This is a genomic window from Nannocystis pusilla, assembly GCF_026626665.1.
In the GTDB taxonomy this organism is placed as follows: domain Bacteria; phylum Myxococcota_A; class Polyangia; order Nannocystales; family Nannocystaceae; genus Nannocystis; species Nannocystis pusilla.
This window is the reverse complement of record NZ_JAPNKE010000002.1, coordinates 9,240,692-9,266,975: the sequence shown is the minus strand read 5'-3', so window position 1 is coordinate 9,266,975 and position 26,284 is coordinate 9,240,692. Positions and strand designations below refer to the sequence as shown.

26 protein-coding genes and 2 pseudogenes are annotated in these 26,284 nt (G+C 71.7%); 13 read left to right on the top strand and 15 right to left on the bottom strand.

Going from position 1 to position 26,284, the window contains the following annotated elements; translation table 11 throughout:
- Positions 1–154: 154 nt before the first annotated feature.
- Together OV079_RS40970 and OV079_RS40965 are read left to right on the top strand one after the other, a co-directional pair.
- Positions 155–1,750 (top strand): NAD(P)/FAD-dependent oxidoreductase, encoded by a 1,596-nt coding sequence (locus OV079_RS40970; RefSeq protein ID WP_267775137.1) that lies wholly within the window; start codon positions 155–157, stop codon positions 1,748–1,750.
- Between the two features lie 120 nt (positions 1,751–1,870).
- Positions 1,871–3,049 carry an Ig-like domain-containing protein gene (locus tag OV079_RS40965; protein WP_267775136.1) on the top strand — a complete coding sequence of 393 codons (1,179 nt, stop codon included), beginning with the start codon at positions 1,871–1,873 and terminating at the stop codon, positions 3,047–3,049.
- 69 nt (positions 3,050–3,118) lie between these two features.
- Here OV079_RS40965 and OV079_RS40960 read toward each other — a convergent pair whose 3' ends face one another.
- The 5 genes and pseudogenes from OV079_RS40960 to OV079_RS40945 all read right to left on the bottom strand — a co-directional run bounded on the left by OV079_RS40960 (position 3,119) and on the right by OV079_RS40945 (position 5,891).
- On the bottom strand, positions 3,119–3,436 hold the full coding sequence (locus OV079_RS40960; protein ID WP_267775135.1) for an HvfC family peptide modification chaperone: 318 nt from the start codon (positions 3,434–3,436) through the stop codon (positions 3,119–3,121).
- 163 nt (positions 3,437–3,599) lie between these two features.
- Positions 3,600–3,911: pseudogene (locus tag OV079_RS59435) on the bottom strand (HvfC/BufC family peptide modification chaperone); the annotation flags it as partial.
- Entirely contained in the window at positions 3,908–4,807 is a 900-nt protein-coding gene (locus OV079_RS40955; protein ID WP_267775134.1) for an MbnB/TglH/ChrH family RiPP precursor modification enzyme, read from the bottom strand. The pseudogene OV079_RS59435 and the gene OV079_RS40955, both read right to left, overlap by 4 nt.
- A 113-nt stretch (positions 4,808–4,920) precedes the next feature.
- Positions 4,921–5,175, bottom strand: a complete 255-nt coding sequence (locus OV079_RS40950) for a hypothetical protein (protein ID WP_267775133.1) — start codon at positions 5,173–5,175, stop codon at positions 4,921–4,923.
- A 62-nt stretch (positions 5,176–5,237) separates the two neighbouring features.
- Complete coding sequence (locus tag OV079_RS40945) at positions 5,238–5,891, bottom strand: hypothetical protein (protein ID WP_267775132.1); 654 nt, start codon at positions 5,889–5,891, stop codon at positions 5,238–5,240.
- A gap of 165 nt (positions 5,892–6,056) precedes the next feature.
- Here OV079_RS40945 and OV079_RS40940 point away from each other — a divergent pair, with 165 nt between their 5' ends.
- The 5 genes from OV079_RS40940 to OV079_RS40920 all read left to right on the top strand — a co-directional run bounded on the left by OV079_RS40940 (position 6,057) and on the right by OV079_RS40920 (position 11,573).
- Positions 6,057–6,266, top strand: coding sequence for a hypothetical protein (locus tag OV079_RS40940; RefSeq protein ID WP_267775130.1), 210 nt, complete (start codon positions 6,057–6,059; stop codon positions 6,264–6,266).
- Positions 6,267–6,715: 449 nt separating this feature from the next.
- A complete protein-coding gene (locus tag OV079_RS40935) occupies positions 6,716–7,312 on the top strand; it encodes a DUF1802 family protein (RefSeq protein WP_267775129.1) in 597 nt (198 codons plus the stop codon).
- Positions 7,309–8,640 (top strand): spinster family MFS transporter, encoded by a 1,332-nt coding sequence (locus OV079_RS40930; RefSeq protein ID WP_267775128.1) that lies wholly within the window; start codon positions 7,309–7,311, stop codon positions 8,638–8,640. The genes OV079_RS40935 and OV079_RS40930 overlap by 4 nt, the downstream gene beginning before the upstream one ends.
- Before the next feature lie 99 nt (positions 8,641–8,739).
- Entirely contained in the window at positions 8,740–10,500 is a 1,761-nt protein-coding gene (locus tag OV079_RS40925; protein WP_267775127.1) for a DUF4215 domain-containing protein, read from the top strand.
- A gap of 71 nt (positions 10,501–10,571) precedes the next feature.
- Complete coding sequence (locus OV079_RS40920; RefSeq protein WP_267775126.1) at positions 10,572–11,573, top strand: DUF4215 domain-containing protein; 1,002 nt, start codon at positions 10,572–10,574, stop codon at positions 11,571–11,573.
- 1,491 nt (positions 11,574–13,064) lie between these two features.
- Here OV079_RS40920 and OV079_RS40915 read toward each other — a convergent pair.
- Positions 13,065–13,505: a hypothetical protein gene (locus OV079_RS40915; RefSeq protein ID WP_267775125.1), complete on the bottom strand. Its 441-nt coding sequence runs from the start codon at positions 13,503–13,505 to the stop codon at positions 13,065–13,067.
- A 269-nt stretch (positions 13,506–13,774) separates the two neighbouring features.
- On the opposite strand from OV079_RS40915, the gene OV079_RS40910 reads away from it, so the two are divergent.
- From OV079_RS40910 to OV079_RS40895, 4 genes are all read left to right on the top strand, one after another.
- The gene (locus OV079_RS40910; RefSeq protein ID WP_267775124.1) at positions 13,775–14,257 is read left to right on the top strand and encodes a hypothetical protein; all 483 of its coding nucleotides are present in this window, start codon (positions 13,775–13,777) and stop codon (positions 14,255–14,257) included.
- A 689-nt stretch (positions 14,258–14,946) separates the two neighbouring features.
- Positions 14,947–15,633, top strand: a complete 687-nt coding sequence (locus OV079_RS40905) for a hypothetical protein (RefSeq protein ID WP_267775123.1) — start codon at positions 14,947–14,949, stop codon at positions 15,631–15,633.
- Complete coding sequence (locus tag OV079_RS40900; RefSeq protein ID WP_267775122.1) at positions 15,630–16,028, top strand: fibro-slime domain-containing protein; 399 nt, start codon at positions 15,630–15,632, stop codon at positions 16,026–16,028. Before OV079_RS40905 ends, OV079_RS40900 begins: the two co-directional genes overlap by 4 nt.
- Before the next feature lie 228 nt (positions 16,029–16,256).
- Entirely contained in the window at positions 16,257–17,348 is a 1,092-nt protein-coding gene (locus tag OV079_RS40895) for a fibro-slime domain-containing protein (RefSeq protein ID WP_267775121.1), read from the top strand.
- A gap of 42 nt (positions 17,349–17,390) precedes the next feature.
- On the opposite strand, the pseudogene OV079_RS59430 reads toward OV079_RS40895, so the two are convergent.
- The 7 genes and pseudogenes from OV079_RS59430 to OV079_RS40855 form a co-directional block, all read right to left on the bottom strand.
- Positions 17,391–18,832: pseudogene (locus tag OV079_RS59430) on the bottom strand (RtcB family protein).
- Between the two features lie 346 nt (positions 18,833–19,178).
- Entirely contained in the window at positions 19,179–19,874 is a 696-nt protein-coding gene (locus OV079_RS40880; RefSeq protein WP_267775119.1) for a lipase maturation factor family protein, read from the bottom strand.
- The gene (locus tag OV079_RS40875; protein WP_267775118.1) at positions 19,820–20,095 is read right to left on the bottom strand and encodes a lipase maturation factor family protein; all 276 of its coding nucleotides are present in this window, start codon (positions 20,093–20,095) and stop codon (positions 19,820–19,822) included. The genes OV079_RS40880 and OV079_RS40875 overlap by 55 nt, the downstream gene beginning before the upstream one ends.
- A 15-nt stretch (positions 20,096–20,110) precedes the next feature.
- Positions 20,111–20,653 carry a hypothetical protein gene (locus OV079_RS40870; protein WP_267775117.1) on the bottom strand — a complete coding sequence of 181 codons (543 nt, stop codon included), beginning with the start codon at positions 20,651–20,653 and terminating at the stop codon, positions 20,111–20,113.
- Positions 20,650–21,057 (bottom strand): hypothetical protein, encoded by a 408-nt coding sequence (locus OV079_RS40865; RefSeq protein WP_267775116.1) that lies wholly within the window; start codon positions 21,055–21,057, stop codon positions 20,650–20,652. The genes OV079_RS40870 and OV079_RS40865 overlap by 4 nt, the downstream gene beginning before the upstream one ends.
- Before the next feature lie 312 nt (positions 21,058–21,369).
- A complete protein-coding gene (locus OV079_RS40860) occupies positions 21,370–21,615 on the bottom strand; it encodes a hypothetical protein (RefSeq protein ID WP_267775115.1) in 246 nt (81 codons plus the stop codon).
- Positions 21,612–22,076 carry a hypothetical protein gene (locus tag OV079_RS40855; RefSeq protein WP_267775114.1) on the bottom strand — a complete coding sequence of 155 codons (465 nt, stop codon included), beginning with the start codon at positions 22,074–22,076 and terminating at the stop codon, positions 21,612–21,614. The genes OV079_RS40860 and OV079_RS40855 overlap by 4 nt, the downstream gene beginning before the upstream one ends.
- Positions 22,077–22,149: 73 nt before the next feature.
- On the opposite strand from OV079_RS40855, the gene OV079_RS40850 reads away from it, so the two are divergent.
- Both OV079_RS40850 and OV079_RS40845 read left to right on the top strand, forming a co-directional pair.
- Positions 22,150–22,329, top strand: coding sequence for a hypothetical protein (locus tag OV079_RS40850; protein ID WP_267775113.1), 180 nt, complete (start codon positions 22,150–22,152; stop codon positions 22,327–22,329).
- Positions 22,330–23,240: 911 nt separating this feature from the next.
- Positions 23,241–24,935: an AgmX/PglI C-terminal domain-containing protein gene (locus OV079_RS40845; protein WP_267775112.1), complete on the top strand. Its 1,695-nt coding sequence runs from the start codon at positions 23,241–23,243 to the stop codon at positions 24,933–24,935.
- 60 nt (positions 24,936–24,995) lie between these two features.
- On the opposite strand, the gene OV079_RS40840 is transcribed toward OV079_RS40845, so the two are convergent.
- Together OV079_RS40840 and OV079_RS40835 are read right to left on the bottom strand one after the other, a co-directional pair.
- Positions 24,996–25,652 carry a deoxynucleoside kinase gene (locus OV079_RS40840; RefSeq protein WP_267775111.1) on the bottom strand — a complete coding sequence of 219 codons (657 nt, stop codon included), beginning with the start codon at positions 25,650–25,652 and terminating at the stop codon, positions 24,996–24,998.
- A gap of 53 nt (positions 25,653–25,705) precedes the next feature.
- Positions 25,706–26,137, bottom strand: coding sequence for a hypothetical protein (locus tag OV079_RS40835; protein WP_267775110.1), 432 nt, complete (start codon positions 26,135–26,137; stop codon positions 25,706–25,708).
- Positions 26,138–26,284: the final 147 nt, after the last annotated feature.

Genomic DNA, 26,284 nt, shown 5'->3' with positions numbered 1-26,284 from the left:
CGGGCGGTCGCCGACGGCTTGCCCATCACCTACAAGGCCCCGCCCGAGGGCGGCGGCCTCGCCTCCGGCTTGCCCGGGTCGAACCCCGACACCGTCGTCAAGCGGGTCCAGGGACCTCGACTTCGGTCACCGCCCCCGCCGCGGAGTGAGCGCCGTGTCCTCCGCCGTTCAGCGGGTGCGCGTCGACCTCCACCCCGACGCCCTCCTCGACCCCGACGCTCTGCGCCGCGCCGGCGCCCGCGCGGCCGGCCTGCGCGAGGCCGACGTCCGCCACGTCGCGGTCGCCCACCGCTCGATCGACGCCCGCCGCGGCCGCGTCCGCGTCCACGTCGAGCTGCTCGTGCATGTCGGCAAGGACATGCCCGAAGAGCCATGTTACTTGCCACATGTCCTGCCGAACATGTCGCAGGAGCCAGCCGTGGTGATCGTCGGCGCCGGCCCGGCGGGCATGTTCTGCGCCTGGGGCCTGGCGCGCGCGGGGGTGCGGTCGGTCGTGCTCGAGCGCGGGCGCGACGTGCGGGCGCGGCGGCACGACCTCGCCGGCCTGAGCCAGCGCGGCGAGCTCGACCCCGAGAGCAACTACTGCTTCGGCGAGGGCGGCGCGGGCACCTACTCCGACGGCAAGCTGTACACGCGGGCGACCAAGCGCGGCCCGGTCGACCTGGTGCTGCGGGCGTTCGCCGGCTACGGGGCGCCGCCGGAGATCCTCGTCGACGCGCGCCCGCACATCGGCACCAACAAGCTGCCGCGGGTGATCACGGCGATGCGCGAGCACCTGATCGGCGCCGGCGTGGAGTTCCGCTTCGAGGCCCGCGCCGACGCGCTGGTGGTGCACGACGGCGCGGCCGCGGGCGTGCGCCTGCGCGGCGGCGAGGTGGTGCCGGCCCGCGCGGTCGTGGTCGCGCCCGGGCACTCGGCCCGCGACGTCCAGGCCTGGCTGCGCGCGGCCGGGGTCAAGCTGTCGTTCAAGTCGTTCGCGCTCGGGGTCCGCATCGAGCACCCGCAGGCGCTCATCGACCACCTGCAGTTCGGCGCGCTGGCCGGGCACCCGGCCCTCGGCGCGGCCTCCTACCGCCTGGTCGAGCAGACCGCCGCGGGCGCGGCCTTCTCGTTCTGCATGTGCCCGGGCGGCTACATCGTGCCCGCGGCCACCGACCCCGGGATGCAAGTCGTCAACGGCATGAGCCCGCACAGCCGGCGCGGCAAGTTCGCCAACTCGGGGCTCGTCACCGAGGTAGGCCCGCAGCACCTCGCGGCCGCCGGTCTGTCGCCCGACGACCCGCTGGCCGGCGTCGAGTACCAGGCCCGCTTCGAGGCCGAGGCCTACCGCGCCGGCGGCGGCGCCTTCGTCGCTCCGGCCCAGCGCCTGGCCGACCTCGTCGCCGGCGCCGCCTCGCGCGACCTGCCGGCCACCAGCTATCACCGCGGCCTGCAGCCGGCCCGCCTCGACCGCCTCCTCGGCCCGCTCGCGCCGCCGCTCCAAAGCGCGCTGCAGGCCCTCGGCGCGCGCATGCCCGGCTTCCTCGGCGACGACGCGATCGCCGTGGGTGTCGAGAGCCGCACCAGCTGTCCCGTCCGCGTCGACCGCGACGGCGAGACGCTCGAGTCGCCGAGCACGCCGCAGCTCTACCCGTGCGGCGAAGGGGCCGGATTCGCCGGCGGCATCGTCTCCGCGGCGCTCGACGGCCTCCGCGTCGCGGTGGCGATCGCCCGCCGCCTCGGCGCCCCGCACGAGCGGATTACGAGCTGACTCTCAGGACAGGTCTCGCGCGTCCTGCGTCTGCGTGACGTTTTTCACTCCTACACCCGGCGAGGGAGGACTGTCTTCACGCCTGCGCATGCGGTTGCATGTGCGCATGCGCTCGACACGATGTCTTTCTTGGTCCTGCTGACCGCGTGCACCGTCTACGAGGTCCCCGATGGGGATGACACCGACACGACCGGAGCGACCGGCAACGTGACCGGTTTGACCTCCACCGGCACCTCGAACGACGCCACGACCGAACCGCCCGACCCGACGACCTCGTCGACGAGCAGCAGCACCACCGGGCCCGACCCGAGCGCCGGGCCCAGCAGTGACTCGACGGTGAGCAGCGATCCGACCACGGAAGAACCCCCGCCGGCGGACTGCGACTACCCGACCTCGATCCAGCCGATCTTCGACGCCAGCTGCGGCTGCCACCAGAGCAACATGCCGCCGAAGGGGCTGGCGCTGAACGCGGGCCAGTCGTTCGCCGCGCTGGTCGGCGTCGACAGCATGGGCCAGCCGGGCACCCCCTACGTCGACCCGGGCAACTCCGCCGGCAGCTGGCTGGTCACCAAGATCAAGCCCGCGCCGCCGGTCGGCCTGCAGATGCCCGAGGGCGGCATGCTGCAGCCCGACCAGGTCGCGCTGATCGAGACGTGGATCGACGCCGGCGCGCCCGAGGCCGGCAGCTTCGACTGCGGCGGCGGCGAGGACCCCGGCGCGGGGTCGGTGACGATCGACGAGCAGGGCCCGGTGAACGTGGAGATCGGCGAGACCGTGGACCTCGACGTCACGGTCCTCGACCAGAACGGCGACCCGGTGATGGGCGCGACCGTGAAGTGGCTGTCGAGCGACGAGACCGTCCTCTACACCGACTCCAAGGGCACCCTCCTCGGCCTCAACCCCGGCACCTCCGAGGTGACCGCCGAGGTCGAGGGCGTCGTCAGCGCGCCGCTCACCGTCTCGGTCCTCAACAACCAGGCGGTCGCCGCGGCCTCCTTCGCCGACGCGCTCAACGTGCTGTCGACCAACTGCGGCTGCCACAAGGGCGCGATGCCCCCCGCCGGCCTGGCCTTCGACCTCGCCGGCCCGGACGTCCACGCCGCCCTGCTCGCCCCCGCGACCCAGGACGCGCAGACCAAGCGGGTCATCCCCGACCTGCCCGGCCAGAGCTACCTGTTCAAGAAGCTCACCCGCACCGTCCAGACCACCGGCGAACAGATGCCGAAGGGCAAGGCCCCGCTCGACGCCGAGAAGGTGCAGATCCTGTTCCGCTGGATCTTCAACGGCGCCCCGGCCTGAGCCTGGCGCTCGGGACATGCCCACAAGGGCATGTCCCGCACGACATGTCCATCACGACATGTCCGAAGCTCACGCCGCGCCGAGCAGCGCCCCGCGCTCGGCGAGGTCGGCGAAGTAGCCGGCCATCGCCGCCAGGAACTCGTCGTCGAGCGGCGTGCCGAGCTCGGCGCACGCGTGCATCAGCGCGGCCTGCAGCGGCTCTCCGGCCAGCAAGCGGGTCGTCACCGCGGCGGCGCGGGGCGTCAGCTCCAGCACCTTGACCTGGTGGTCCTTGCGGTCGCGGTAGAGCAGCAGCGCGGTCGCCTCGGCCGCGGGCGCCTCGGTCTCGGTGGCCTGGTGGACCGCCCAGGCGTAGCGGTGGAGCCGGACCGTGCCGTCGAACTGCACCGGCTGGTCGAGCGCCAGCGGCTTGCCGCTCGCGGCCTCGCCGCCGGCGGGATCGTTGCCGACCTCGGCATCCGACCACTCGTGCCGCGCCAGGTCGAGCAGGTAGTCCGGCAGCGTCGCGTCCGCTGTCCAGCGCGGCCCGGCCCACTTCGAATTCGCCGGTCAGCCGCCAGAAGTACGGGGCCCTCGGCGCTGCCTCGGCCACGAATTGCTCGATCTCCTGGCGCAGCCGCGGTCGGCCGAGCCGCGCCGCCGTCTTCGGCAAGAACTCGGCGACCGCCGCGCGCAGGCGGCCGTGGACCATGGTCCGGTAGATCGCCAGGCGTTCGGCGGCCGCCTCCGGCAAGCCCGCCGCCACCTCCGGCGGCACCCCGTGGCGGGCGAAGAACTCGCGGACATCGGCCTTCACCGCGGCCGGCGCGTCGAGCTCGATCACGCTGGCGGCGAACGCCCGGATCAGCGCCTCCTCGCTCATGCGGCACCTTCCTTGTACGCCGCGTGGCGGACCAGCGCCGCCTGGTACACCGAGTCGACGCGATCGCGCTCGGCCAGCAGCTCGGCCAGCGGCGGGATGTTCTCGTCGCGCTCAAGCAGCACCGGCAGCGCACCTGTCCTTTCGACCACCCATGCCAGCAGCGCGTCGACCTCGCTGCGGACCGGCGCGCCGTGGGTGTCGATGATCAGGTCCTGGCGCGCGTCGTCCCAGAACTCGTGGCCGGCGACGTGCAGCTGGACCACGCGGCCCAGCGGAATCTTCGCCAGCCACTCGAGCGGGTCGAAGCCGTGGTTGGTCGCGTTGACGAACACGTTGTTGACGTCGAGCAGCAGCCCGCAGTCGGCCCGCTCGAGCACCTCGACCACGAACGCGGCCTCGTCGAGCGGCGCCCCGCCGAGCGGCAGGTAGTAGCTAATGTTCTCGACCAGCATCGGTCGCCCCAACCGCTCGGACACCTCGCGCACGCGGGCCGCCACGCGCTTCGCCGACGCCGTCGTCCACGGCAGCGGCAGCAGGTCGTGCAGCATCTTGCCGTCGTGGGCCGAGAAGCACAGGTGGTCGGAGTGCCACGGCGCCGGCAGGCTCGCGTCGAGGAAGCCGCGCAGCCCCTGCAGGAAGTCACTGTCGAGGGGGTCGAGCCCGCCGAGCGACAGCGACAGCCCGTGCGACAGGATCGGGAAGCGCTCGGCGACGCGGGCCAGGCGGACCGGGCGGCTGCCGCCGCGGGCCACGTAGTTGTCGGGCGAGATCTCCCAGAACGGCACGCGACCGTCGGCGGCCCCGCGATCGACCTCGGCGAGGAACGTGCTGCGCAGGCCGAGGCCGACGCCGGTGGGGACCGCGGCGCGCGCGGCGATGCCTGCTCGAAAAGACATGTCCGAAGAAGCAGTATAGCAGGGCGCCGGGAAAACGCCGGGAAAGCGCCCGGCCCGGGCCCGGCGCCGCGGAGGCGGGCCGAATCCGGGCCGGACGAGCGGGCCGTCTGGGCTCAGTGGGCGGCCGGCGGGGTGGCCTCGGCCGCGGGCTCGGCGGCGGCGTCGCCCTCGCCTTCCTTCTTCGCGCTGCAGCTGCCGTCCTTGTTCGCGCCGCAGCTGCCGTCCTTGTTCGCGCCGCAGCTGCCGTCGGCCTTCTTCTCGCCCTCGGCGGGGACCTCGGTGCCCTCCGCGTTCTTCTTGCAGCCGGTGACGGCGAACGAGGCCGAGCCGAGGATGGCGAGGGTGGCGGCGATGTGCTTGACGTTCATGGTGAGTGCTTCCTTCTTGCTTGGTGGGTCTGGGCGCCCGCGGACGCGAGAGTCGGTCCCGCTCAGGGGCCTGCGGAAGGGCCGGGAGGTCTGGCGAAGATGGCCCGACGGACAGCGGCAGCGGGGGCGGATTGGCGGATCTTCACCTCCCCGTTTATCACATCGAGGCCGAGCCTCCTATAGACCGCGTCCAGCTCGGGGAACTCGGCGCGCGGCAGCCAGGACGTCGCCAGCTCGGTGAACAGAGGGCTGCCGGCCCAGGCGTCGAGCTCGCGCAGCGCCGCCTCGGCCGTCCACACTCGCGGCGTACGGGCGCAGCAGCGCAGCAAGTGGCGCATGGCGGCGTCGAGCGATCTCTCGCCGCCGCCGTCGCGCAGGCCGACGTCGGCGAGCAAGGCGAGCGCCGCGCCGGACCAGTAGACGCGCTGATAACTGTGCGTCTCGTGCATCTCGCGGCTCTCCTGCGCCAGCGGCTGGCCGGTGCCGCCCTTGCGTCCGCGGCCGAACCCGTCGAGCAGCGCTTGCCAGCCGGCCGACTCGCTGCGAAAGCCGCGGCGGGTCGGCAAGATCTCCGTGTAGTACGTGACGAAGCCCTCCGACAGCCACGCGTCGGCCTGCTGCACGAACGGCATCCCGTGGTGCAGGAACTCGTGGATCGCCACCCACTCGCCGGGGAACGCGTGGTCGGCCGCCTCGCTCGACACCAGCAGCTGCACCGACGGCCCCCGCCGCGCAGCGCCATCCCGAAGTACACCGGGCCCCCGCCGCCCGGGAACGGCAGCACCACCACCTGCATGCGCTCGACCGGGAACCTGCCGTAGAGCGTCGCCACCGTCTCGGCCGCGGTCGCGATCCACTTCTCCACCCCGGCCGCGCTGAGCTTGCGCGGCTGGTCGACGATCGCCACCGAGAACGTCGCGCCCGCCGCCTCGACCGTCTGCGTCGTCAGGCCGCCGAACACCGCCTGCGACGCCCACATCAGCGCCGTCACCGGCAAGTGGAACTTGTTCTCGCCGGTCGCGGGCCACGGCACCGACGCGACCACTCCGTCGGCCAGCGCCAGCTCGAGCGCCACGTCGGCTTCGAAGTAGAGCGTCGCCGGGCGCCACAGCACCAGCCGCGGGTCGACCGACACCACCTCGCCGGCGCGCGCGGACAGGCGCGAACCCGAGCCCTCGAGCAGCGCCTCGGTCGCCACCGAGTAGCGCACGCACGCGCCGGGCGGCAGCGGCCCGAGCACGATCGTCGCCGCCTCGCGGTCGAGCCGCGCCGAGCCCTTGTCGGCCGACACCTCCGTCACCGCCGCCACCGCCGCCGCGTCGTCCTCGTCGATCTTCAGCCGCCGCGGCGCCTTGTCGGGGAAGCAGACCTCGACGCGCAGAGGGTCGAGCGTCGCCGGCACCTCGACGCGGTAGCGCCAGCGCAGCGACCCGTCCTGCCCGCGCCCGGGGCCGTGGGCGCAGCCCGCGAGCCCGAGCGCGACCATCAGCGCGGCTCGCCGTCGGCGCCGGAACACCGCCCCATGGTAGCCTGAGCGCCCATGCGGGTCACATCCCCCGTCGCCCTCAAGGAGTGGGCCGTCCTCTGCGCGGGCCTCGGCGCCGGCGACCAGAGCGTCCTCGTGCGCAAGGGCGGGATCCGCGAGCCCCGCGCGGCCGGACAGGCTCCCACCTTCACCCCCGAGCACCGCGGCTTCTGGCTGCTCCCCACCTTCTTCCACGCCCGCGAGCCCGGGCGCGACCGCGACCTCGCCCCGGCCGCGCGCGCCCGCCTGCCGCAGGTCCTGGCCGACGCCCCGCCCGCCGGCCGCCTGCACCTCTCGCTGTGGGCCGAGGTCGACGCCGCGGTCGAGGTCCACGACCTCGCGCGCCTCGCTCGCCTCGGCGACGCCCACGGCCTCGCCCCCGGGTGCGTCGCCGACCGCTTTGCTTACCGTAAACCTGGTCTTTGGGTCCTGTTCCTTCGGACCTATCGCTCGGGACAGGTCATCGACATCGCCGATCGGGCCGAGTACGCCGGCTGTCACTCGTGGGTCGACCTCGCCGAGGTCATCGCGGGCGACGTCGAGCCGGTGCTGACCGACCGCGAGCACGCCGCGCGGGTGGCCGAGCTGCGGTCCGCGCTGGGGGACGCATGAGCGATCCGAGCACCAGCTGGCGCGGCCGGGCCGCGGCGATCCTGACCGTCCTCACGGTCATCAACTTCCTCAACTACATCGACCAGATGCTGCTCAGCTCCGTGCTCGAGCAGATCAAGCTCGAGTTCACCCTGAGCGACACCGCGGGCGGCCTGCTCGGCAGCCTGTTCGTCATCACCTACACGATCGCCGCCCCGCTCGGGTACCTCGGCGACCGCTTCAAGCGCAAGAACATCATCGCCGGCGGGGTCATGCTGTGGAGCCTCGCCACCCTCGCCGCCGCGTTCGCGCGCACCTACGAGGAGCTGCTCGTGTGCCGCGCGCTGCTCGGCATCGGCGAGGCCGCCTACGCCACCACCGCCCCCTCGATCATCGCCGACCTCTACGGCCCCGACGAGCGCAGCCGCAAGCTCGCCCTGTTCTACGTCGCCACCCCGGTCGGCTCGGCGCTGGGCTTCATCCTCGGGGGGCTCATCGGCGAGCACTTCGGCTGGCGCGCCGTGTTCCTGGTCGGCGGCCTGCCGGGCCTCCTGTTCGCCGCACTGGCCGCGCGGATCGTCGAGCCCGAGCGCGGCCGGCTCGACCCCGTCACCGCGCGGACCGAGGGCACCTTCTTCGCCGCGCTGGGGCGGATCGTCCGCACCCCCGCGTGGGGCATCAACACCGTCGGCCTGGCGATGATGACCTTCACCGTCGGCGGCCTCTCGCTGTGGATGCCGACCTACCTCGAGCGGGTCCACGGCATGAGCACCGCCAGCGCGGGCCCCGTGTTCGGCGCGGTCACCGTCCTGGCCGGCCTGTGCGGCACCCTCCTCGGCGGCAGCCTCGGCGACCGCCTGCAGGCCCGCTCCGCCGGCGGTTATTTCTGGCTGAGCGGCGTGGGCTTGGTCCTGAGCGCCCCGCTGATCGTCCTGCTCACCCGCATGGACCACCTCGTCGCGCTGTTCGTGGTCGCCTTCTTCGCCGAGCTGCTGCTGTTCCTCAACACCGGCCCGCTCAACGCGGCGCTGGTCGGCTGCGTCCCGGCGTGGCTGCGGGGCACCGCGTTTGCCGTCAACATCTTCTGCATTCACGCGTTCGGCGACGCGTTGTCGCGCACCTTGATCGGCTACGTGAGCGACCGGGCCAAGACCGCCTACCTCGCCGGTCAGGAGCCGACCGAGGCCGCCGTGCGCGCGGCGGAGGCCGCGGGCCTCAACCTTGCGATCGCGACCACCGCGATCCCGGTGCTGCTCGGGGGATTGGTCCTCCTGTGGGGCGCGCGCCGGATCGCCCGCGCACCGGGCGGCCTGATGACCTACGCGGGCGGCCCGCAGCCGCACCGATGAGGACACGCGACCGGGTGGACGCGCACCCGCCCGCTCTCGTATCGTGTCGGCAATTCTGCGCGCCCGCGTCGCCGGGCGCCTTCTTAGGAGCGCCTTCCGATGATCACCCGCAACGCCGCGGCCCTGCTGTTCTCCTGCATCGCGCTGGCCGGCTGCACCTTCGACAGCTCTGGCTTCGGCGAGCAGCCCCCGACGACCCAGGCGGGCACCGAGACCACCGGCACGACGACGTCCACGACCACGAGCGACGTCACCACCGAGCCGACGACCACGACCATGCCGGGCGACCTGTGCGGCAACTATCAGCAGGACGCCGGCGAGGAGTGCGACCAGGGGCCGAACGGCAACGGCGTGTGCACGCCGAGCTGCGCCTACAACGTGTGCGGCGACAACTACGTCGGCGCCGGCGAGGACTGCGAGGGTGCGGTCGACGGCTGCGTCAACTGTCAGCTGGCCTCGTGCGGCAACGGCATGACCGACGCCGGTGAGGAGTGCGACGACGGCAACGCCGACGAGACCGACGCCTGCCTCAGCACCTGCAAGAACGCCACCTGCGGCGACAGCTTCACCCACGTCGGGGTCGAGCAGTGCGACGACGGCAACGACCTGAACACCGACGCCTGCGTCGACGGCTGCAAGATGGCCGTGTGCGGCGACGGCCTGGTGTGGGACGGCAACGAGCACTGCGACGACGGCAACCAGGTCGACGACGACGACTGCCCCAACAGCTGCGGCCCGCCCGGCTGCGGCGACGGCATCAAGTCGCCCGGCGAGGAGTGCGACGACGGCAACCAGGTCAACGACGACGGCTGCAGCAACGCCTGCAAGAACCCGGCGTGCGGCGACAGCATCGTCCAGAGCGGCGAGGAGTGCGACAACGGCGTGACCCAGAACGCCGACGACGCCGCCTGCACCCTCGGCTGCAAGGACAACGTGTGCGGCGACGGCAAGCCGCACATGGGCGTCGAGCAGTGCGACGACGGCAACCAGGTCGACGACGACGCGTGCACCAACGGCTGCAAGAACCCGGTGTGCGGCGACAGCATCGTCCAGGACGGCGAGGACTGCGACGACGGCAACGACGTCCAGACCGACGGCTGCCTCGACGACTGCAAGAGCAACACCTGCGGCGACGGCTTCCTTTACACGGGCGTCGAGGACTGCGACGACGGCAACGACGACCAGACCGACGACTGCCTCGACAACTGCGAGCCCGCCTCCTGCGGCGACGGCTGGCTGCACGCCGACTCCACCGAGGAGTGCGACCACGGCGCCCACAACAACAGCGACCCGGCCAAGGGCACGTGCAAGACCGACTGCACCCGCAACGGCTTCCTCGTGTTCGTCAGCTCGAAGCTCTACATCCCCGGCAACAACGACTTCAACTCGATCGCCGCCGCCGACGCCCGCTGTGCCGACCTCGCCGCCAGCGACATGGGCTGGCTCAAGATCAAGGGCCACAAGTGGAAGGCCTGGCTCGGCGACGGCGCCGTCGGCCCCGGCAACAACTTCCACAAGAGCTCGGTCCCCTACTACACCCTGCGCAACACCACCACCGCCAAGATCGCCGACAGCTGGACCGACCTGGTCGACGCCGACATCATCACCGGCATCGACGTCACCGACACCAACATGGAGCTGACCGGCGGCTCGGACTGCGACGGCAACCACGTGGTCTGGACCGGCATCAAGGCCGACAACGGCTTCGGCAACCACTGCTCCAAGTGGGCCAGCGGCGACATGCAGATGACCGCCCTCGCCGGCAGCGTCAAGCGTGACGACGGCGGCTGGACCGATGTCTGCGGCGAGGTCGATTGCAACCTGTCGGCCCGCATCTACTGCTTCGAGCAGCCGTCGTGACCGGCGGCCCCCGTCACGGCCCGGCGAGCGCGCGCCTCGCCGCCGGTCCTCTCTGCCATGTCCGAAAGCACATGTCTCTTCGGACATTCTCTCCTCTCCTCGCCGCGCTGGCCCTCGCCGGCTGCTTCTCCGACCTCGGGCCCGGCGACGGCCCTCTGCCCGGCCAGACCGGCGGCGATCCGACCGCCACGACCACCGGCGATCCGACCACCGGCCCCGCGCCGGTGTGCGGCGACGGCCTGCTGCAGGCGGGCGAGCAGTGCGACGCCGGCCCGCTCAACGGCGACTGGGCGATCTGCAAGACCGACTGCACCGTCGCGGCCTGCGGCGACGGCTTCCTCGCCCCGACCGAGGCCTGCGACGGCGGCGACGACTGCCTGCCCGACTGCACCTTCGTGCGCTGCGGCGACGGCATCGTCAACCAGGACGACGAGCAGTGCGACGACGGCAACCGCGACGACGGCGACGCCTGCGCCCACAACTGCCGCGAGACCGGCTGCGGCGACGGCATCTTGCAGGACGGCGAGATCTGCGACCACGGCCCGCACAACGCCGACACCGCCGCCTGCACCACCGCCTGCACCCTCGCGGCCTGCGGCGACGGTTTCGTCGGCCCCGGCGAGGCCTGCGAGCCGGCCGACGCCGACCCGCCGTGCGACGTCAGCTGCGCCCTCGCCAGCTGCGTCGCCAACACCGACCCCGAGCCCGGCGAGGAGTGCCAGGTCGCCGACAAGACCTGCACCGACAAGTGCCTGCTCAACGTCTGCGGCGACGGCGTGCTCGCGCTGACCGAGACGTGTGACGACGGCAACCTCGTCTCCGGCGACGGCTGCACGCCCGACTGCCAGCTCGAGGAGTGCGGCGACGGCCTGCTCGTCGCCGGCGAGGCCTGCGACGACGGCAACCAGGTCGCCGATGACGGCTGCTCGCCCACCTGCGAGCGCGACGCCTACTTCGTGTTCGTCACCGCCGAGACCTTCTCCGGCGCCTTCGGCAACGTCGCCGCCGCCGACGACCACTGCCAGAATCGGCCAAGGACGCCAAGCTGCCGGGCACGTACCGCGCCTGGCTGACCTTCCCCGGCGCGCCGCCGGCCGCCGACTTCGCGCGCCACGACGCGCCCTACGTCCTGCCCGGCTCGCTGACGCCCGTCGCCGCCGACTGGCTCGACCTCGTCGACGGCGACCTCGCCCACGCCATCGATCACACCGCCGACGGCGCCGCGCTCACCGGCGGCCTCGCCTGCAACGAACCCGCCGACCTCGCCTGGACCCACACCCGCGCCACCGGCAGCCCCTTCCCCGGCGACCCGTGCAGCGGCTGGCTGCTCGGCAGCGGCACCGCCGTCGCCGGCCTCGTCCACGCGACGAACCTCGGCTGGACCGAAGGCTGCCCCGCCGTCGACTGCTCGCTGAAGCTGCGCCTCTATTGCGTCGAGCAGTGACGGGTCGCAGGTGAACGTCACGATCGAGTCAGGGAACGCCCAGGCTTCGCTCTCCATGTCTCGGCCGCGGCCGGTGTCGAGCACAGCAGTTTCGCAGCACCTTTCGCGCACCGGACGTCGCCTCGGGCCGTCTGCCGTTTATACTCGACGGAGATGCGTTTCCTCGATCGACCAGGAAAGTCCCTGGCCGCGCTCATCTGCTGCTTCGTGGGCTTCGTGGCGGGATCTGATGCACGCGCCGACCCAGTCGTCATCGTCTCGCCCCAGGATGGGGCCGTACTTCCGACGCAATTCTCGGTCAAGGTCACCTACGGCGATGTCGAATATTGTGACACGGACACGTGCGCCGACGTCCCCGCGAATGTCGTATATCTCCTCGTAGACAGTGCATTAACGGACGAATGTGATCCCTGCCTGACGGGCGAAGTCGACTTTGACATCACGCTCGCTCCAGGATCCTACGAGCTTGAGGCGCGCGCCTCCTATGGCTCCGCGGCCGAATACTCCGGCCCCACCAAAATAACGGTGGAAGATGAGCCCGCGAGCGAGGCAAGCGACAGCTCGGCCTCCGATGCGAGCACGATTTCGGGAGGCGAGAGCGACTCGGCGGAGGGTACGAGCTCGGACAGCGAACCGATGGATAAAGCAGGGTGTACCTGTGGAATGACGCGAATGTCCGGAGCCAATCTCGGTTGGCTCGTCCTCGCTTGTTTGGCCCGCCGTCGTCGGCAGCGGCCGTCGCGGATCCTCACAGCCTATGGAGGACGTTTCACGCGACGGATCGATCGGCAAGCTGCCCTCGCAGACGGCGAAGGCTCCTGTCCGTCCCCTCGCTGCCGAGCCTGCCGCGCCGCAGGAGCGTGACGGCGCCGCGCCCCGCCGCTCCGAGCACCGGACGAACCGCGGTGCGAGATCGCCGTCGCCCACGCGTGCACTTGCGACCGGGGCCTGCGCGACAGCGTCGAACCGACGAAGCGCGCGGCCACTCGCACCAGCCCGCCCACCGTCCGTGGCGCCGATGTCGACAGCCCCTCGCCATCGTCCTCGTCGCCAGACCGGGTCTGCATCCGGGAGCGAGACAACCTGTCCCGCGAGACAGGATCAAGCGGCAATCACCACATCACGCGCCGGGGGGAACCCCGCCCCCGCATCCTCGCGCCCGCGCCCGGCCGCGCGCATGAGGCCCTGCGCACCCGTCCTCTCGCATCCGAACGCCGTGTCGGCCGGCCGCGAGGACCGGGTTAACCTCGCCGCGGAGGTTCTTCGCCATGACCTGCACCCGCGCGACGATGCTCGCAATGTCCCTGCTGTTCGCCGGCGCCTGCGGCGGCGACGACGGCGGCAACTCGACCGGCAGCGACGCCGCGAGCTCGACCGATCCGACCACCGGCACCACCGCCGCCCCGTCGACCGGCGAGACCGACGCACCGACCACCTCGACCTCGACGACGACCTCGACCGCGACCACCGACGCGAGCGCCACCGACACCACCACCAGCACCACCTCGACCAGCGAAGTCGGCCCGACCACCGACACCACCGGCGACGACACCACGAGCACCACCGGCGAGCCGCTGCGCGACTACTCCAGCGATCGCACCAAGTTCTTCGGCGACCCGCGCTGCGACGGCGCCGACGTCCTGCTGTGCGACTCCTTCGAAGCCGGCGCGATCGACCTGGGCAAGTGGCAGGTCACCGGCACCGTCACCATCGATTCGCAGCACGCCGCGCGGGGCGAGCGCCGCCCATGTCCACACCGAGGGCAATGGTTTTTCCTATCTTCGCGAGGTCGTCACCTTCCCGGCCCCCGACAACACCTATTACGGCCGCATGTTCGTGTGGATCGACGCCGTCCCGATCGCCCCCGACTGGGCCCACTGGACCCTCGTCGGCGCCGTCGGCTCCGGCGAGCCGGGGGAGATCCGCGTCGGCGGCCAGTACAACCCGTTCGTCGGCAAGAACCTGTTCGGCGTCGGCTCCGACGGCGGCCCGACCGGCGACTGGACCAACCTCGACGGCGACCCGCGCGGAGCCCCCACCGCGGTCGTCGTGAAGGACTGGGTGTGCCTCGAATGGCTGCACGACGGCGCCAACGACGAGACGAAGTTCTGGTGGGACGCCACCGAGCACCCCTCGCTCGCCACCACCGCCACGAGCCACGGCGGCAATCAGGGCGCTGATTACGTCATGCCGCAATTCGAGTCGGCGTGGGTCGGCTGGTGGCTCTACCAGGGCAACCCGAACCCCGACCACTACGACGTGTGGATCGACGAGGTCGCCATCGACGGCGTCCGCATCGGCTGCATCCTCTGATTGTGGCCCAGTACGAGCGGGGACTTCCACCGAAGTCCCCGCATCTAGGGCGGCGCGGCGAACCGGATGATGAGCGGGTTCGACGTCCATGATTCGTCGTAGGCCGATTCATCGCTCCTCTTCTCCCGACAGCCCTCGACACCGAAATGAGCTCGGCCGGGCAAGCACCTATTTGCAAACATCAGCCGCCCCCAATGCCTCGATTCAGAATCGTCGGGCGGGCACTCTCACCAATCTCGTCCTGGCCGCGTCCGCTGCGCCCCCTCGCCGGCGAATCGTCCTCTCCATCAGCCACCGCCCCGTGCAGGCGTCTGCGCCGGCCTGGACGGAGGTCCACTCGCCTGCGCTTGCGCCTTCGCGGCCCGCGGTGCGCGCCGGAAGCGGACGGCAGTCAGTGACTGATGCGAGCCGCGTATCGCACCATCGTCATACACCGGTCGCGAATCGGACGACGCCGGCAGCCGTCGCCGCGCGGCTGCGCGCATCGGCATAAAATCCGGCGCCTGTCTTCGCTTTCATTGTGAGCTGTCAATCGGTCGACTCGGCGCTCGCGTCGCACCTCGCCGCCCCTCGGGCCTGCCCCGGCGCGCGCGAGCGAAACCGGCTCTTGCGAGCCTGCGGCGATCCGGTACCCTCGCGCAATGTCTAGCATTCAATCTCGCGGGGGCGTGTCGACGCTCCTGGTGGCGATGACCTTTACCGTCGCGTGTGGCAGCCCGGCCAACCAGGGCACCGGCACCGAGTCGGACTCGGACACGGGCACCGGCCTGACCGCCGTCACCGAGGGCACCGGCGTCACCACCGACGGCACCGCCTCGGGCTCGGCCACGGAGAGCACCGAGGGCGGCGGCACCGACAGCGGCTCCGAGTCGTCGCCGACCACCACGTCGCCGACCACGACCACCACCGACTCCACGGTCAGCGAGACCTCGGACTCCACCACCGCGACGACGACCCCGGTGACCTCGACCACGAGCGACACCACCGGCGAGACCACGCTGGACGAGACCACCACCACCGCCGGCGAGACCACCACGACCGGCGAGACCACCACGACCGGCGAGACCACCGACGGCGAGACCACCACGACCACCGGCGAGCCGCCGCTCGAATGTGGCAACCTCAAGGTCATCTACCGCGACTTCAAGCCGCTGCACACCGACTTCGGCTGTCACATGAACGGCAACATGGCCCGCCCGGGCCTCGTGATGCAGATGCTCGGCGGCGACCAGACCCCGGTCTACAACCCGAACCCCCGGGTCCGCCGCCCGGCTACAACGGCACGAACCCGCAGATCACCTCCGCCGCCTCGTTCAACGACTGGTACCACACCAAGGCCGACATCAACTTCGAGGTCGAAGGCGAGCTCGAGTTGACCGAGATTCAAATGGGCATCTGGAGCTTCCAGAGCAACTCGTTCTACCCGCTCACCGGCCAGGGCTTCGGCAACAACGTCACCCCGAACTGGGCCGGCGAGACCTACCCCGACCGCAACGGCTCGTTCACCACCGAGATCCACACCAACTTCATCTACGAGGCCGGCCAGGTCTTCAGCTTCAGCGGCGACGACGACGTGTGGGTGTTCATCGACGGCAAGCTGGCGATGGACCTCGGCGGCCTCCACGGCCCCGTCAACGGCACCATCAACCTCGACACCCTCGGCCTCGTGGCCGGCAACAGCTACTCGCTCGACGCCTTCCACGCCGAGCGCTGCGACAGCGGCAGCAACTTCCGCATCGACACCTCGATCGCCTGCTTCATTCCGATGTGATCGCCGGCCCCGCGGCGAATGTTGCCACCACCGCGGCCGCTCACCCCGTAGCGTGAGCGGCCGCGTGAAGAGACAATCACGTCCGCGAGGCGATCGTCCTTCGCCTCGCGCGTGACGTTCCCCGACGCGCGCGCGAGCGCGGCGGCTTGCGGCCGTGCGCAGATCCGCTACATTCGCACGATGTCTGGCATTCCTTCTCGTGGGGGCCCCTCGGCCCTCCTGATGGTGATGAGCTTTTCGATCGCGTGTGGCAGTCCGGCGCCGCAGGGCAACGGCACCGACTCCGACGCCGGCACCGAATCGACCGCGTCGACGGACGGCACCGCCACCACCGACGACCCCACCGCCGGCACCGGCTCCGCGTCCGACGGCACCGACAGCGGCACCGCGAGCGGCACCGAGTCGACGACGACCACCACCACGGCGCCGACCAGCACCACCGACCCGAGCGCGACGGACACCGACACCGCGACCGCCACGTCGACGCCGGTGACCTCGACCACGACCACCGAGGGCGAGACCACCACGCAGGGCGAGACCACCGAGGGCGAGACCACCACCACGACCACCGGTGAGACCACCGACGCGACCACCGACACCACGACCGACGCGACCACCGACACCACCACGACGAGCACCACCGGCGAGCCGCCGCTCGAGTGCGGCAACCTCCCGGTCATCTACCGCGACATGAAGCCGCTGCACTCCGACTTCGGCTGTCACATGTGGGGCAACGGCGTGCGGCCGACCCTCGTGCAGCCGATGCTCGGCGGCGACGGCAAGCCGGTCTACAACCCGCAGCCGGGCCCGACCCTGCCGGGGTACGGCGGCTCGAACCCGCAGATCACCTCGGCCGCGTCGTTCAGCGACTGGTACAACACCAAGGACGGCATCAACGTGGAGATCGCGGGCGAGCTGGCGCTGACGGAGATCCAGCAAGGCATCTGGAGCTTCGAGAGCGAGGAGTTCTTCCCGCTCACCGGTCAAGGCTTCGGCAACAACGTGACGCCGAACTGGGCCGGCGAGACCTACCCCGACCGCAACGGCTCGTTCACCACCGAGATCCACACCAACTTCGTCTACGAGGCCGGCCAGACCTTCAGCTTCAGCGGCGACGACGACGTGTGGATCTTCATCGACGGCAAGCTGGCGATGGACATCGGCGGCCTCCACCCGCCGGCCATGGGCACGATCGAGCTCGACTTGCTCGGCCTCACCGTCGGCGAGACCTACAGCCTCGACGCCTTCCACGCCGAGCGCTGCGAGGCGGGCAGCAACTTCCGCATCGACACCTCGATCAATTGCTTCATCCCGATGTGATTCGCGGGCGAATCACCACACCGCGGCGCCCGCCGCGGCCGCTCACGCCTTGAAGGTCATGAGCGGCCGCATGCGGGCGACCACATCGCACAGCCCGGCCTCGACCTGGCAGGCGATCACCGGGCCGATCGGCTTGTAGGCCGCCGGCGCCTCCTCGATCCGCCGCTCCTCGCGGAGGGTGATGCAGTCGACGCCGGCGAGCCCGAGGTCCTCGGTCTCACGGCCGCGCCGACCCATCTCGAAGCGAGACGTCGCCCGCCCGGCCCCGTGCGACGCCGAGCCGAGCAGGTGCGGCGAGCCGCGCCCGACCAGCAGGTACGACGCCGCGCCCATCGATCCGGGGATGATCACCGGCTGCTCGAGCCCGGCCGGGCACGCGCCCTTGCGGGTGATCCAGCGCCGCGCCGGACCCTCCACGGGGAGCGTGATGTTGTGCGGCAGGTCGTACACGAGCGGCGCGGCGACCTCGCCGAACAGCTCGCGCAGGCGCTGTCGCAGCAGCTCGGCGAGCAGCAAGCGGTTGAGGAACCCGTAGTTCGCCGCCGTCGCCTCCGCCTGCATATAGCCGGCGACGGCCTCGGGCTGATCCGCCAGCGACAGCGAGAACAGCCCCTCCGGCGGGAACTTCTGGCCCTTCGGCCACATGCTGCGCGCCCGGTCGCGCCACATCGCGCCGACGTGCTTGCCGACCCCGCGCGAGCCCGAGTGGATCATGATCGCCACCTGCCCCGCGCGGACGTCCCACTGCCGCGCGCGCGCCCGGTCGACGACCTCCTCGACCACCTGGATCTCGACGAAGTGGTTGCCGCCGCCGATCGTCGCCAGCCCCCCGTCGCGCACCACCCCTTCCGCCGGCACGATGTCTTCGGGGGCCCAGCGCGGGTCCCCGTCGAGCGCACCGCCGAGGTGGACGCGATCGATCTCCTGCTCGAGCTGATCGAGGTCTGCCCGAGCCAGCGCCCGAGCGGTCGCCGGCGCACCGCCGACAGCCACCCGACCAGCCCCTCGCGGAACAGCCCCTGCATCGCCTCTGCCGTCATCGGCAGGTCGCGCGACGAGAAGAAGTAGTCGCCCTTGAGCCGCTCCACCAACACATCGCGCCTGGCCAGCAGCTGCTCGGCCGACAGGTCGACCACGTGCAGGCGCATGCCGCAATTGATGTCGGTGCCGACGGCCGCGGGGACGACGATCCCCTCGGTCTCGACGATCGAGCCGATCGCCACGCCGGCGTCGCCGGGGTGGAAGTCGGGCGAGGCCCGCACGGTCGTCACGCCGCCGCCGGCCGGGTGGCGCAGCGCGGCGAGCCCGGCGAGCTGGCGCAGCGCCTTGGCCTCGACCGGGAGTTCGTCGGGGAGGAGCACCTCGCCCGCGGGGGCACCTTCGACGTCCTTGAGCCGCACACGGTAGACACGACCGTCGCGCTCGACATGGAGGCCTTCGCGCGCGAGCGCGGCGAAGACCCGTTGCAAGTTCTTTGGCTGCATGACGTGCTGCTCCTGCGCGCGCGTCGGCCCACGCGCGAGCATTGCGACGCGCCGATTCGGTGGCGCGCGCTTCGTGCCTGTGCGACCTGACCTTCGGGGCCGTGTCGTGACGCACAGGTCCTATCCACCCTGGCGCGACGGACAGCCGTGCACCAGGGCCCAGAGAATCCCGAGCAGCAGCCGCGGAACGGCGAGGAAGTTACGAGCACCTCCCGACGAAGTCAAGCCCGAACCACCGGCGCGACCGCGAGCCTCGCACCACCGCTCGCCGCACGCCGACCCACCTTCTACCTGCTCTTTCGGACATCTGATTTTCGCCCCCACCTCCGCCCCGCCCGCCGCCGCCTCACCGCTCCACCTGTCCCTTCGAGCAGGCCACCACCAGCTCGGGCGCCGCCGCCTCGCGCCGCCACCATCCCGCCTCGCCCGGCCGGGTGAACCTGTAGCGCCAGAACTGCACCCGCACGTGCGACGGCCGGTCCAGCAGCGGCGTCACGAAGAACCCCTGCGCCCGCGCCGGCTGCTCGCACAGCTGCGTCAGCAACCGGCGCACGTACCCGGGAGGCGCTCGCCGGGCCCGCAGCCCGTAGAACCACAGCATGAAGTCGAGCCGCGGCTGGTGCGGCGCCACGATCGGCGGCGCCCGATCGAGCGGCCCGGGCTTGTAGCGCATGTCGTACGTCCGCCACGCCCCCGCCGCGAACCCGGCGAACTCCGGCTCGATCCGCACACGGGTGATCTGCGCGAACAGGTGATACGCGTTGAACACGTGCCAAGGCTCCGCGTACCGCTGCAGCGCCGCCGCCCACCGCCCCGCGCCAGCGCCGAGCTCGACCCGCGCGGTCGCCAGCGACAGCGTCACGTACACGACCCCGAACGCAACCAAGAGCCCCGCGCGCAGCCGCGGCCACGCCGGCGCCGACACGCCCTCGCGCGGCAGCAGCACCCGCCCCCACACCGCGCGCCCCGGCAACCGCGCGTACAATTTCAACAGATCGGCGTCGCGCAGCATGAACAGGTGCAGCGCCAGCGCCAGCCACACGAAGAACCCGTAGTTCGCGGTCGCCAGGTTGAGCAGCGGAACCCCGTCAGCACCACAAGCGCGATCAGCCGCCCGCGACGCCCGCAGAACAGCAGCACCGGCACCACCAGCTCGGCGACCAGAGTGGCCCGGCTCTCGAGCGCGTGCCACCAGCCCGGCAGGTTGTGCGCGAACCATGCGAGCGGCGCCGGCAGCGGCGCCGTCTCGTAATAATAGGACATCGCGCTGCCGTCGATCTAGTCGCCGAGCGGCGAGCCCCATTTGGCCAGACCTGACTCGAAGTACAGCTTGAAGGCCGCGAACAGCAGCAGCAGGTGCGCGGCCTGCTGCGGCCGATCGCGCGGCAGCAGCAGCGCCAGCACCCCGCACTCGACCAGCAGGCTGTCCCACTGGAACTGGAGGAACGGCGCGCCGACGCTGACGAAGCTGAGGTAGAGCAGCGTGGCGATCGCCAGCCACACGCGCGGCCACACGCCGACGAGCGCCAGCGCCCCCGCGATCATCCCCGCCGTCGCGGCCCCGCGCAGCGTCGCGTCGCCGGAGCCCCACCAGAACAGCGTCGGCGTCGCGGACCACCCGCCCGGGCGCGCCCCCGCGACCGCCTCGGCGAGCGGCGACAGACCCTCGGCGCCGAACAGTGGCTCCACCTGCGCCCGCAACGAGCCGAACGCGAGCACGAACACCAACCCGAGCAGCGCGTGGAACAACCGCGCCACCACCGGCCCCGAGTCGGGCGAGATCCAGCCGAAGCGGCCGGCCGGCGCGGCGCGGTCCGTCACCCGAGGACGGTACGAACCGATGCAGCCGCTGGCAACCGCGCGGCTTGACCCGCACCGCGCTCATGCGTCACCTTTCCCGCCATGACGCTTATCCGAACCTCCTTAGACCCCGTCCGCGCCTCCCTCTTCGCCGCGCTCGGCCTGCTCGTCGCCTGCGGGCCCGGCAAGAACGAGACCGAGACCGACTCCTCCTCGCTGTCCGAGACCGGCGCCACCACCGACCCGGCGACCACCGGCACGACGAGCCCGGGCACCGGCACCATCGACCCCGGCACCGGCACCATCGACCCCGGCACCGGCACCGAGAGCGGCGGCCAGACCACCACCACGGCCACCACCGACGCTCCGACCTCGACCACCGGCCCGATCCCGCCTGTCTGCGAGGGCACCGTCACCGAGCTCATGCAGGCCTTCGTCGATCCGCCGACGCCCTCCGGCTTCGTGAAGTGCGACGACGGCCTCGTCCACCGCCCCGAGCCCCGCGAGTGCCTGTCGCCGCTCACGCCGAGCAGCTGCCCCGCCGACGCCTCACCCGACGGCGAGTGCCTCACCGACGCCGACTGCACCGAGAAGCCGTTCGGCTCGTGCCAGCTCAACATGGTGTTCGGCGGCATCCTCGCGCCCGGCGACACCTGCGGCTGCGTGTACGGCTGCCAGACCGACGGCGACTGCGCCTCGGGCGAGGTGTGCCGCTGCGCCGGCGACGGCCTCGGCCTCTACACCGAGTGCATCCCCGCCACCTGCATCACCGACGCCGACTGCCCCGGCGAGCTCTGCGGCTTCGCGGCCGACATCTGCGAGCCCGGTCTGTTTTCCTCGCACTGCACCACCCCCGACGACGCCTGCTCCGGCGACAGCGACTGCCCCAGCCCCCCGTGCGTGTTCGAGGACAGCGTCCAGTCGTGGGCCTGCGCCAACGCGGCCTGCGGCCGGCCCTTCCTCGTCGACGAGCAGGCCGTCACCGCGCCGGCGTGCGCACGCGACGACTGGCGCGCCCTCGTCCGCGTCCCGGTCGCGCTGCCGCCGACGCGCGCGCCTGGCCGCGTACTGGCAGCAGATCGGCCTGTGCGAGCACGCCTCGGTGGCCTCGTTCGCGCGCTTCATCCTGCAGCTGCTGGCCGTCGGCGCGCCGGCCGACCTGGTCAAGGACGCGCAGCAGGCCCTCGCCGACGAGATCGAGCACGCGCGCCTGTGCTTCGCGCTGGCCAGCCTGTACGAAGGGACAGGTGTCGGTCCCGGCCCGCTGACCGCCGCCGATTCGCTCGGCGCGCTCGACCTCGACGCGGTGGTCGCCGCGGTCATCCGCGAGGCCTGCGTCGGCGAGACGCTGTCGGCGCTCGAGGCCCGCGAGGCCGCCCTGCGCGCCGAAGATCCCGCCGTGCGCCGGATCCTCGAGCAGATCGCCGCCGACGAGCAGCGCCACGCCGAGCTCGGCTGGCGCGTCGTCCAGTGGGCCCTCGCGCGCGCCGACGCGGACCAGCGCGCGCGCGGAGGCGGTGTTCACCGCCGCGATCGCCGGCGCCGAGGCCACGATCGAGGCGCTCGCGCGCGAGCCCGGCGCGCCCGAGCTGCACGCGCACGGGGTCGTCGACGCGCCCCTGCGCGCCGCGCTGTGGCGCGAGGGCCTCCGCGAGCTCGTGAACCCGACGCTCGAGGCGCTGCGCCAGGCCGCCTGAGCTCGCTCGCTCGTCCTTCGCCAAAAGGCTCGCCGCGGTGCACGCAGACCTCCGCGGCGGCGATGGCGAGCCGAGTCCGAGGACGAGCTCTTCCGCGGCTGCGCAGGCCAGCTGCTCTCGCGCTTCCTCGAGAGGCGCTCGCCGCCGAGGACGTGCTCCTTCGTGGCTGCGGAGGTGAGCTGAGCTCGCGCTTTCGCGAAGCGCTCGCCGCCGAGGGCGAGCTCTTCCGCGGGTGCGGAGTCGAGCTGAGCCCGCGCGCGCTTCTGTTTAAAACACTCGCCGCGGAGGACGAGCGGCTGCGATGGCGAGGCAAGCTTCGTCTTCACCGCCTCCACTCCATGCGCCGGGGCACCTTCGTCGCCGTCGCCGAGTCCACTGCGCGCTGCAGGGCTCGCACCCACATCGGACCTCCGCGCGACGGCACCGCGCCGATCCTCGCAGCGCCGCTGCCCGAGAAAGAGACAGCGACCGCTGCCGCAACCCCCCCGCTCGCATTCCGCCGCGCGCGCCCGATTCGGCCCCCACGCTGTCCCACACGCGGCGCGCGACAGCGCCGCCGCAGCCGGGTTCCCGGCGCCGCGATCGCTGTCACTTTCGCCGCCCGAAAACATCGCCCCCACGCGCGGGTCCCCGGCCGGGCGCCGCGACAACGCGGCCTGACGCAGGTTCCCGGGCGAGTTCGTCGCGTGCGGCCCACACAATTTTTCGTCGCCCGAGGAACCGCGACCCCTGACCTCTGTCTGTAGCCGCGTCGACGGTGCTGCGACGGCGAGACGGGAAGCGGCTGCGAAAGCGGCCCATCCGCCGCCGCGACGGACCCCCGCGCGGCTGGACGAGCCTGCTCGTCGAGACAGTACCCAAAGAACATGTCTATTCGGTCACCCAACGATTGTATGAAAGTCCGTGACGCCATGACCACCCGCAACCATCGAATCGAAGTCAGCTCCCTCCACAACGAGTCCGAGGTGCAGGACGGCGGCCGAGTCGCCGAGGTCGTGGCCATGTACAACGACACCGTCCTCGACGTGCAGCACCTCGGCCAGACCCGTGACGGCCGGCGCAGCGCGCCCAAGTGGCTCGCGGCCGGCGGCGCCCTGGTGCTCGGCGGCCTCGCCCTCTTCGGTCACGACGCCGCCCAGGACTGGGACGGCCACGCCGAGGCCGTCAAGGCCGCGGCGGAGGTCAGCGCCCCGGCCCCGAAGGCCCCCGGCACCGGCCTCGGCGGCCTCGGCTTCGGCCTGGCGATGCTCGGCCTGATCCCGTTCGGCGTCGCGGCCATGCGCATGCAGGACCGTTCGCGCACCGCCTACACCCTCGGCGAGGGCCACGACGCCGCCTTCCACGTCGCCGTCCCCGGCCGCCGCGAGCTCCCGATCGTCCAGGGCGAGCGCGACCACAACCTGCAGTTCACCGCCGACATGGCCGGTGAGGTGCGGATCGGCGACACCCACGTGACCCTCGAGGAGCTGATCCGCAACGGTCTCGCGCGCCAGGTCGAGGCCGGCGTCTACAGCTACCCGCTGGCCGCCGGCGCGAAGGCCCGGATCCGCTGGCAGGGCCTCACCTTCTTCATCCACTCGGTCGCGCCCGGCCGCGTGCTCGCTCGCAAGAGCGAGATCGACAAGCCGTTCTGGTTCCACAACGGCCTGTCGGCGGCCGCGATCGGCAGCCTCATCCTGCTCACGCAGATGATCCCGAACGAGGCCGGCGCGCTGGCGCTACAGGAGGAGCTCGCGGACAGCCGCTTCGTCGGCTACCTCGCGCAGCCGAACGAGCAGAAGGACGAGGCCATCCCGACCGACGAGGAGCAGGCCGACGAGCCCGGCGGCGCCGCGGGCGAGCGCCACGTCGGCGACGAGGGCAAGGCCGGCAAGAAGGAGAGCAAGCAGGTCAGCGGCCGCTACGCCATCAAGGGCAACGCGTCCGCCGTCCCCAAGCTGGCCCGCAACTTCGACCCGGACATGGACGCGCGCAACACCGGCGTCCTGGGCCTGATGAAGGCCGACTCGGGTCACTTCATGGCCACGCCCTTCGGCGACGCCTTCGCGGTCGGCAACGACAACGACGACGTGTGGGGCCAGCTCGTCGGCCGCGACATCGCCGAGTCCAACGGCATCGGCGGCCTCGGCCTCGTCGGCACCGGCCGCTCCGGCGGCGGCACCGGCGAGGGCACGGTGGGTCTGACCTCGGTCGGCCTCATCGGTCACAACCGCCCCGGCGACGGCGAGGGCGGGCTGCTCCGCCGCTCGGCGGGCTTCGAGACCCGCAAGACCCGCTCCCCGCAGGTCCTCGCCACCAAGGCCGAGGTCGTCGGCGGGCTCGACAAGGACCTCATCCGCCGCGTCGTGCGGGCTCACATCAACGAGGTGCGCTACTGCTACAACCAGGGGCTGGCCAAGGACGCCAACCTCAAGGGCCGCGTCGCCGTCCAGTTCACCATCGGCGGCACCGGCAAGGTCACCTCGGCCGTCGTCGGCGAGACCGACCTCAAGGACCGCGCCGTCGGGTCCTGCATCGCCCAGGCGGTCAAGCGCTGGTCGTTCCCCAAGCCGGCCTCGGGCGGCGCCGCGATCGTGACCTACCCGTTCATCCTCCAGCCCGGCTGACCTGAAGGACAGCCTCGCCCGACCGGGCGGCGCCCTCGCGGCTCCGCCCGGTTTTTATTGTTACTCGAGCGCCGCGTCCGGATCGCGCCGCAACTTCAAGATCTTCTCGATGCGCTCGAACAGGTCGATGCGGTCGACCAGGTCGTGGAGATAGTCGAGCTTGTCGGTCTCGATCGTCACCGTCTCCGACAGGTCGTAGCGCGAGAACCACGCGTCGTAGAGCTCCTGCAATCGCCGCAGATAGCTGGTCGGGATCGCCTGCTCCTCCGGTCGCCCGCGCAGCGCGATCCGCTTGCGCAGCGTCCGCATCGAGCATTTTAGATAGATCATCAGGTCGGGCGGCGGCAGCTGCTGCACGATCGCCTCGTACAGCTCGCGGTAGGTCTGATAGTCGCGCCGCGTCATCTGCTTGCGGCGGTACAGGTTCTCCGCGAAGATCTCCGCGTCCTCGTAGATCGTGCGGTCGCCGATCACCGGCTGCGTCGCGCGGATGAGCTCCTGGTGGATGCGAAATTTCTTGGCGAGGAAGAACACCTGCGAGTGGAACGCCCACCGCGGCATGTCCGAGTAGAAGTCGACCAGGTACGGGTTCTGCTCGTTCGGCTCGAAGTGCGGCGTGAGTCGGAACTGCCGCGCCAGGAACGTGACGAGCGTCGACTTGCCGACGCCGATGTTGCCGGCGACGGCGACGAACCTGCGGGGGCGGGCAGCGCTCACCCAAGCCGGGTACCGCGATCGCGCGCGCGTGTCGAGTGCGCGATGCCGCGCTCTCAGTCGTAGTAGACGAACAGCGGCGAGTCCGTCGCCAGCCCCTCGCGGGTGACGCGCCGCAGCGCGTCGAAGAGCTGGCGCTCGCGCTCGTCGAGCTCGACCTGGGCGAGTCGCGTCAGCGTCGCCGTCATCTCGATGTGGGGGACGGGCGTCCCGACCTCGGCGGCGTCGATGTCCATCCAGCCGGTCGAGGCGCACCAGTCGGTCACGAACCGCGGCAGCTCGTCGCTCGCACGCTCGCCGACGCAGAGCTTCCCGAGCAGGATGTCGAACGTCGGCCGGTCGACCTCGATCGCGTGCCGGATCTCCTCGCGGAGGAACCAGACCATCACCGTGCCGGTGCACGGGATCCCGCAATGGCTGCAGGGCAGCACGAGGTCGGCGACCATCACCAGGTCGGACGGCGGAATCCGGCTGCTCTCGCTGGTCATGGATGCTCGCCCCGGATGCTCCGCGACCCTATCACACGGGTCCGCGGGGCTCACCAGGCCGCTCCCGGCCCGGGCGGCGGCCATCACGCTCCCGGGCCCGGAGCGGCGATCGTTCATGACGCGCCGGACCCGTTTGTTTTCTCGTAT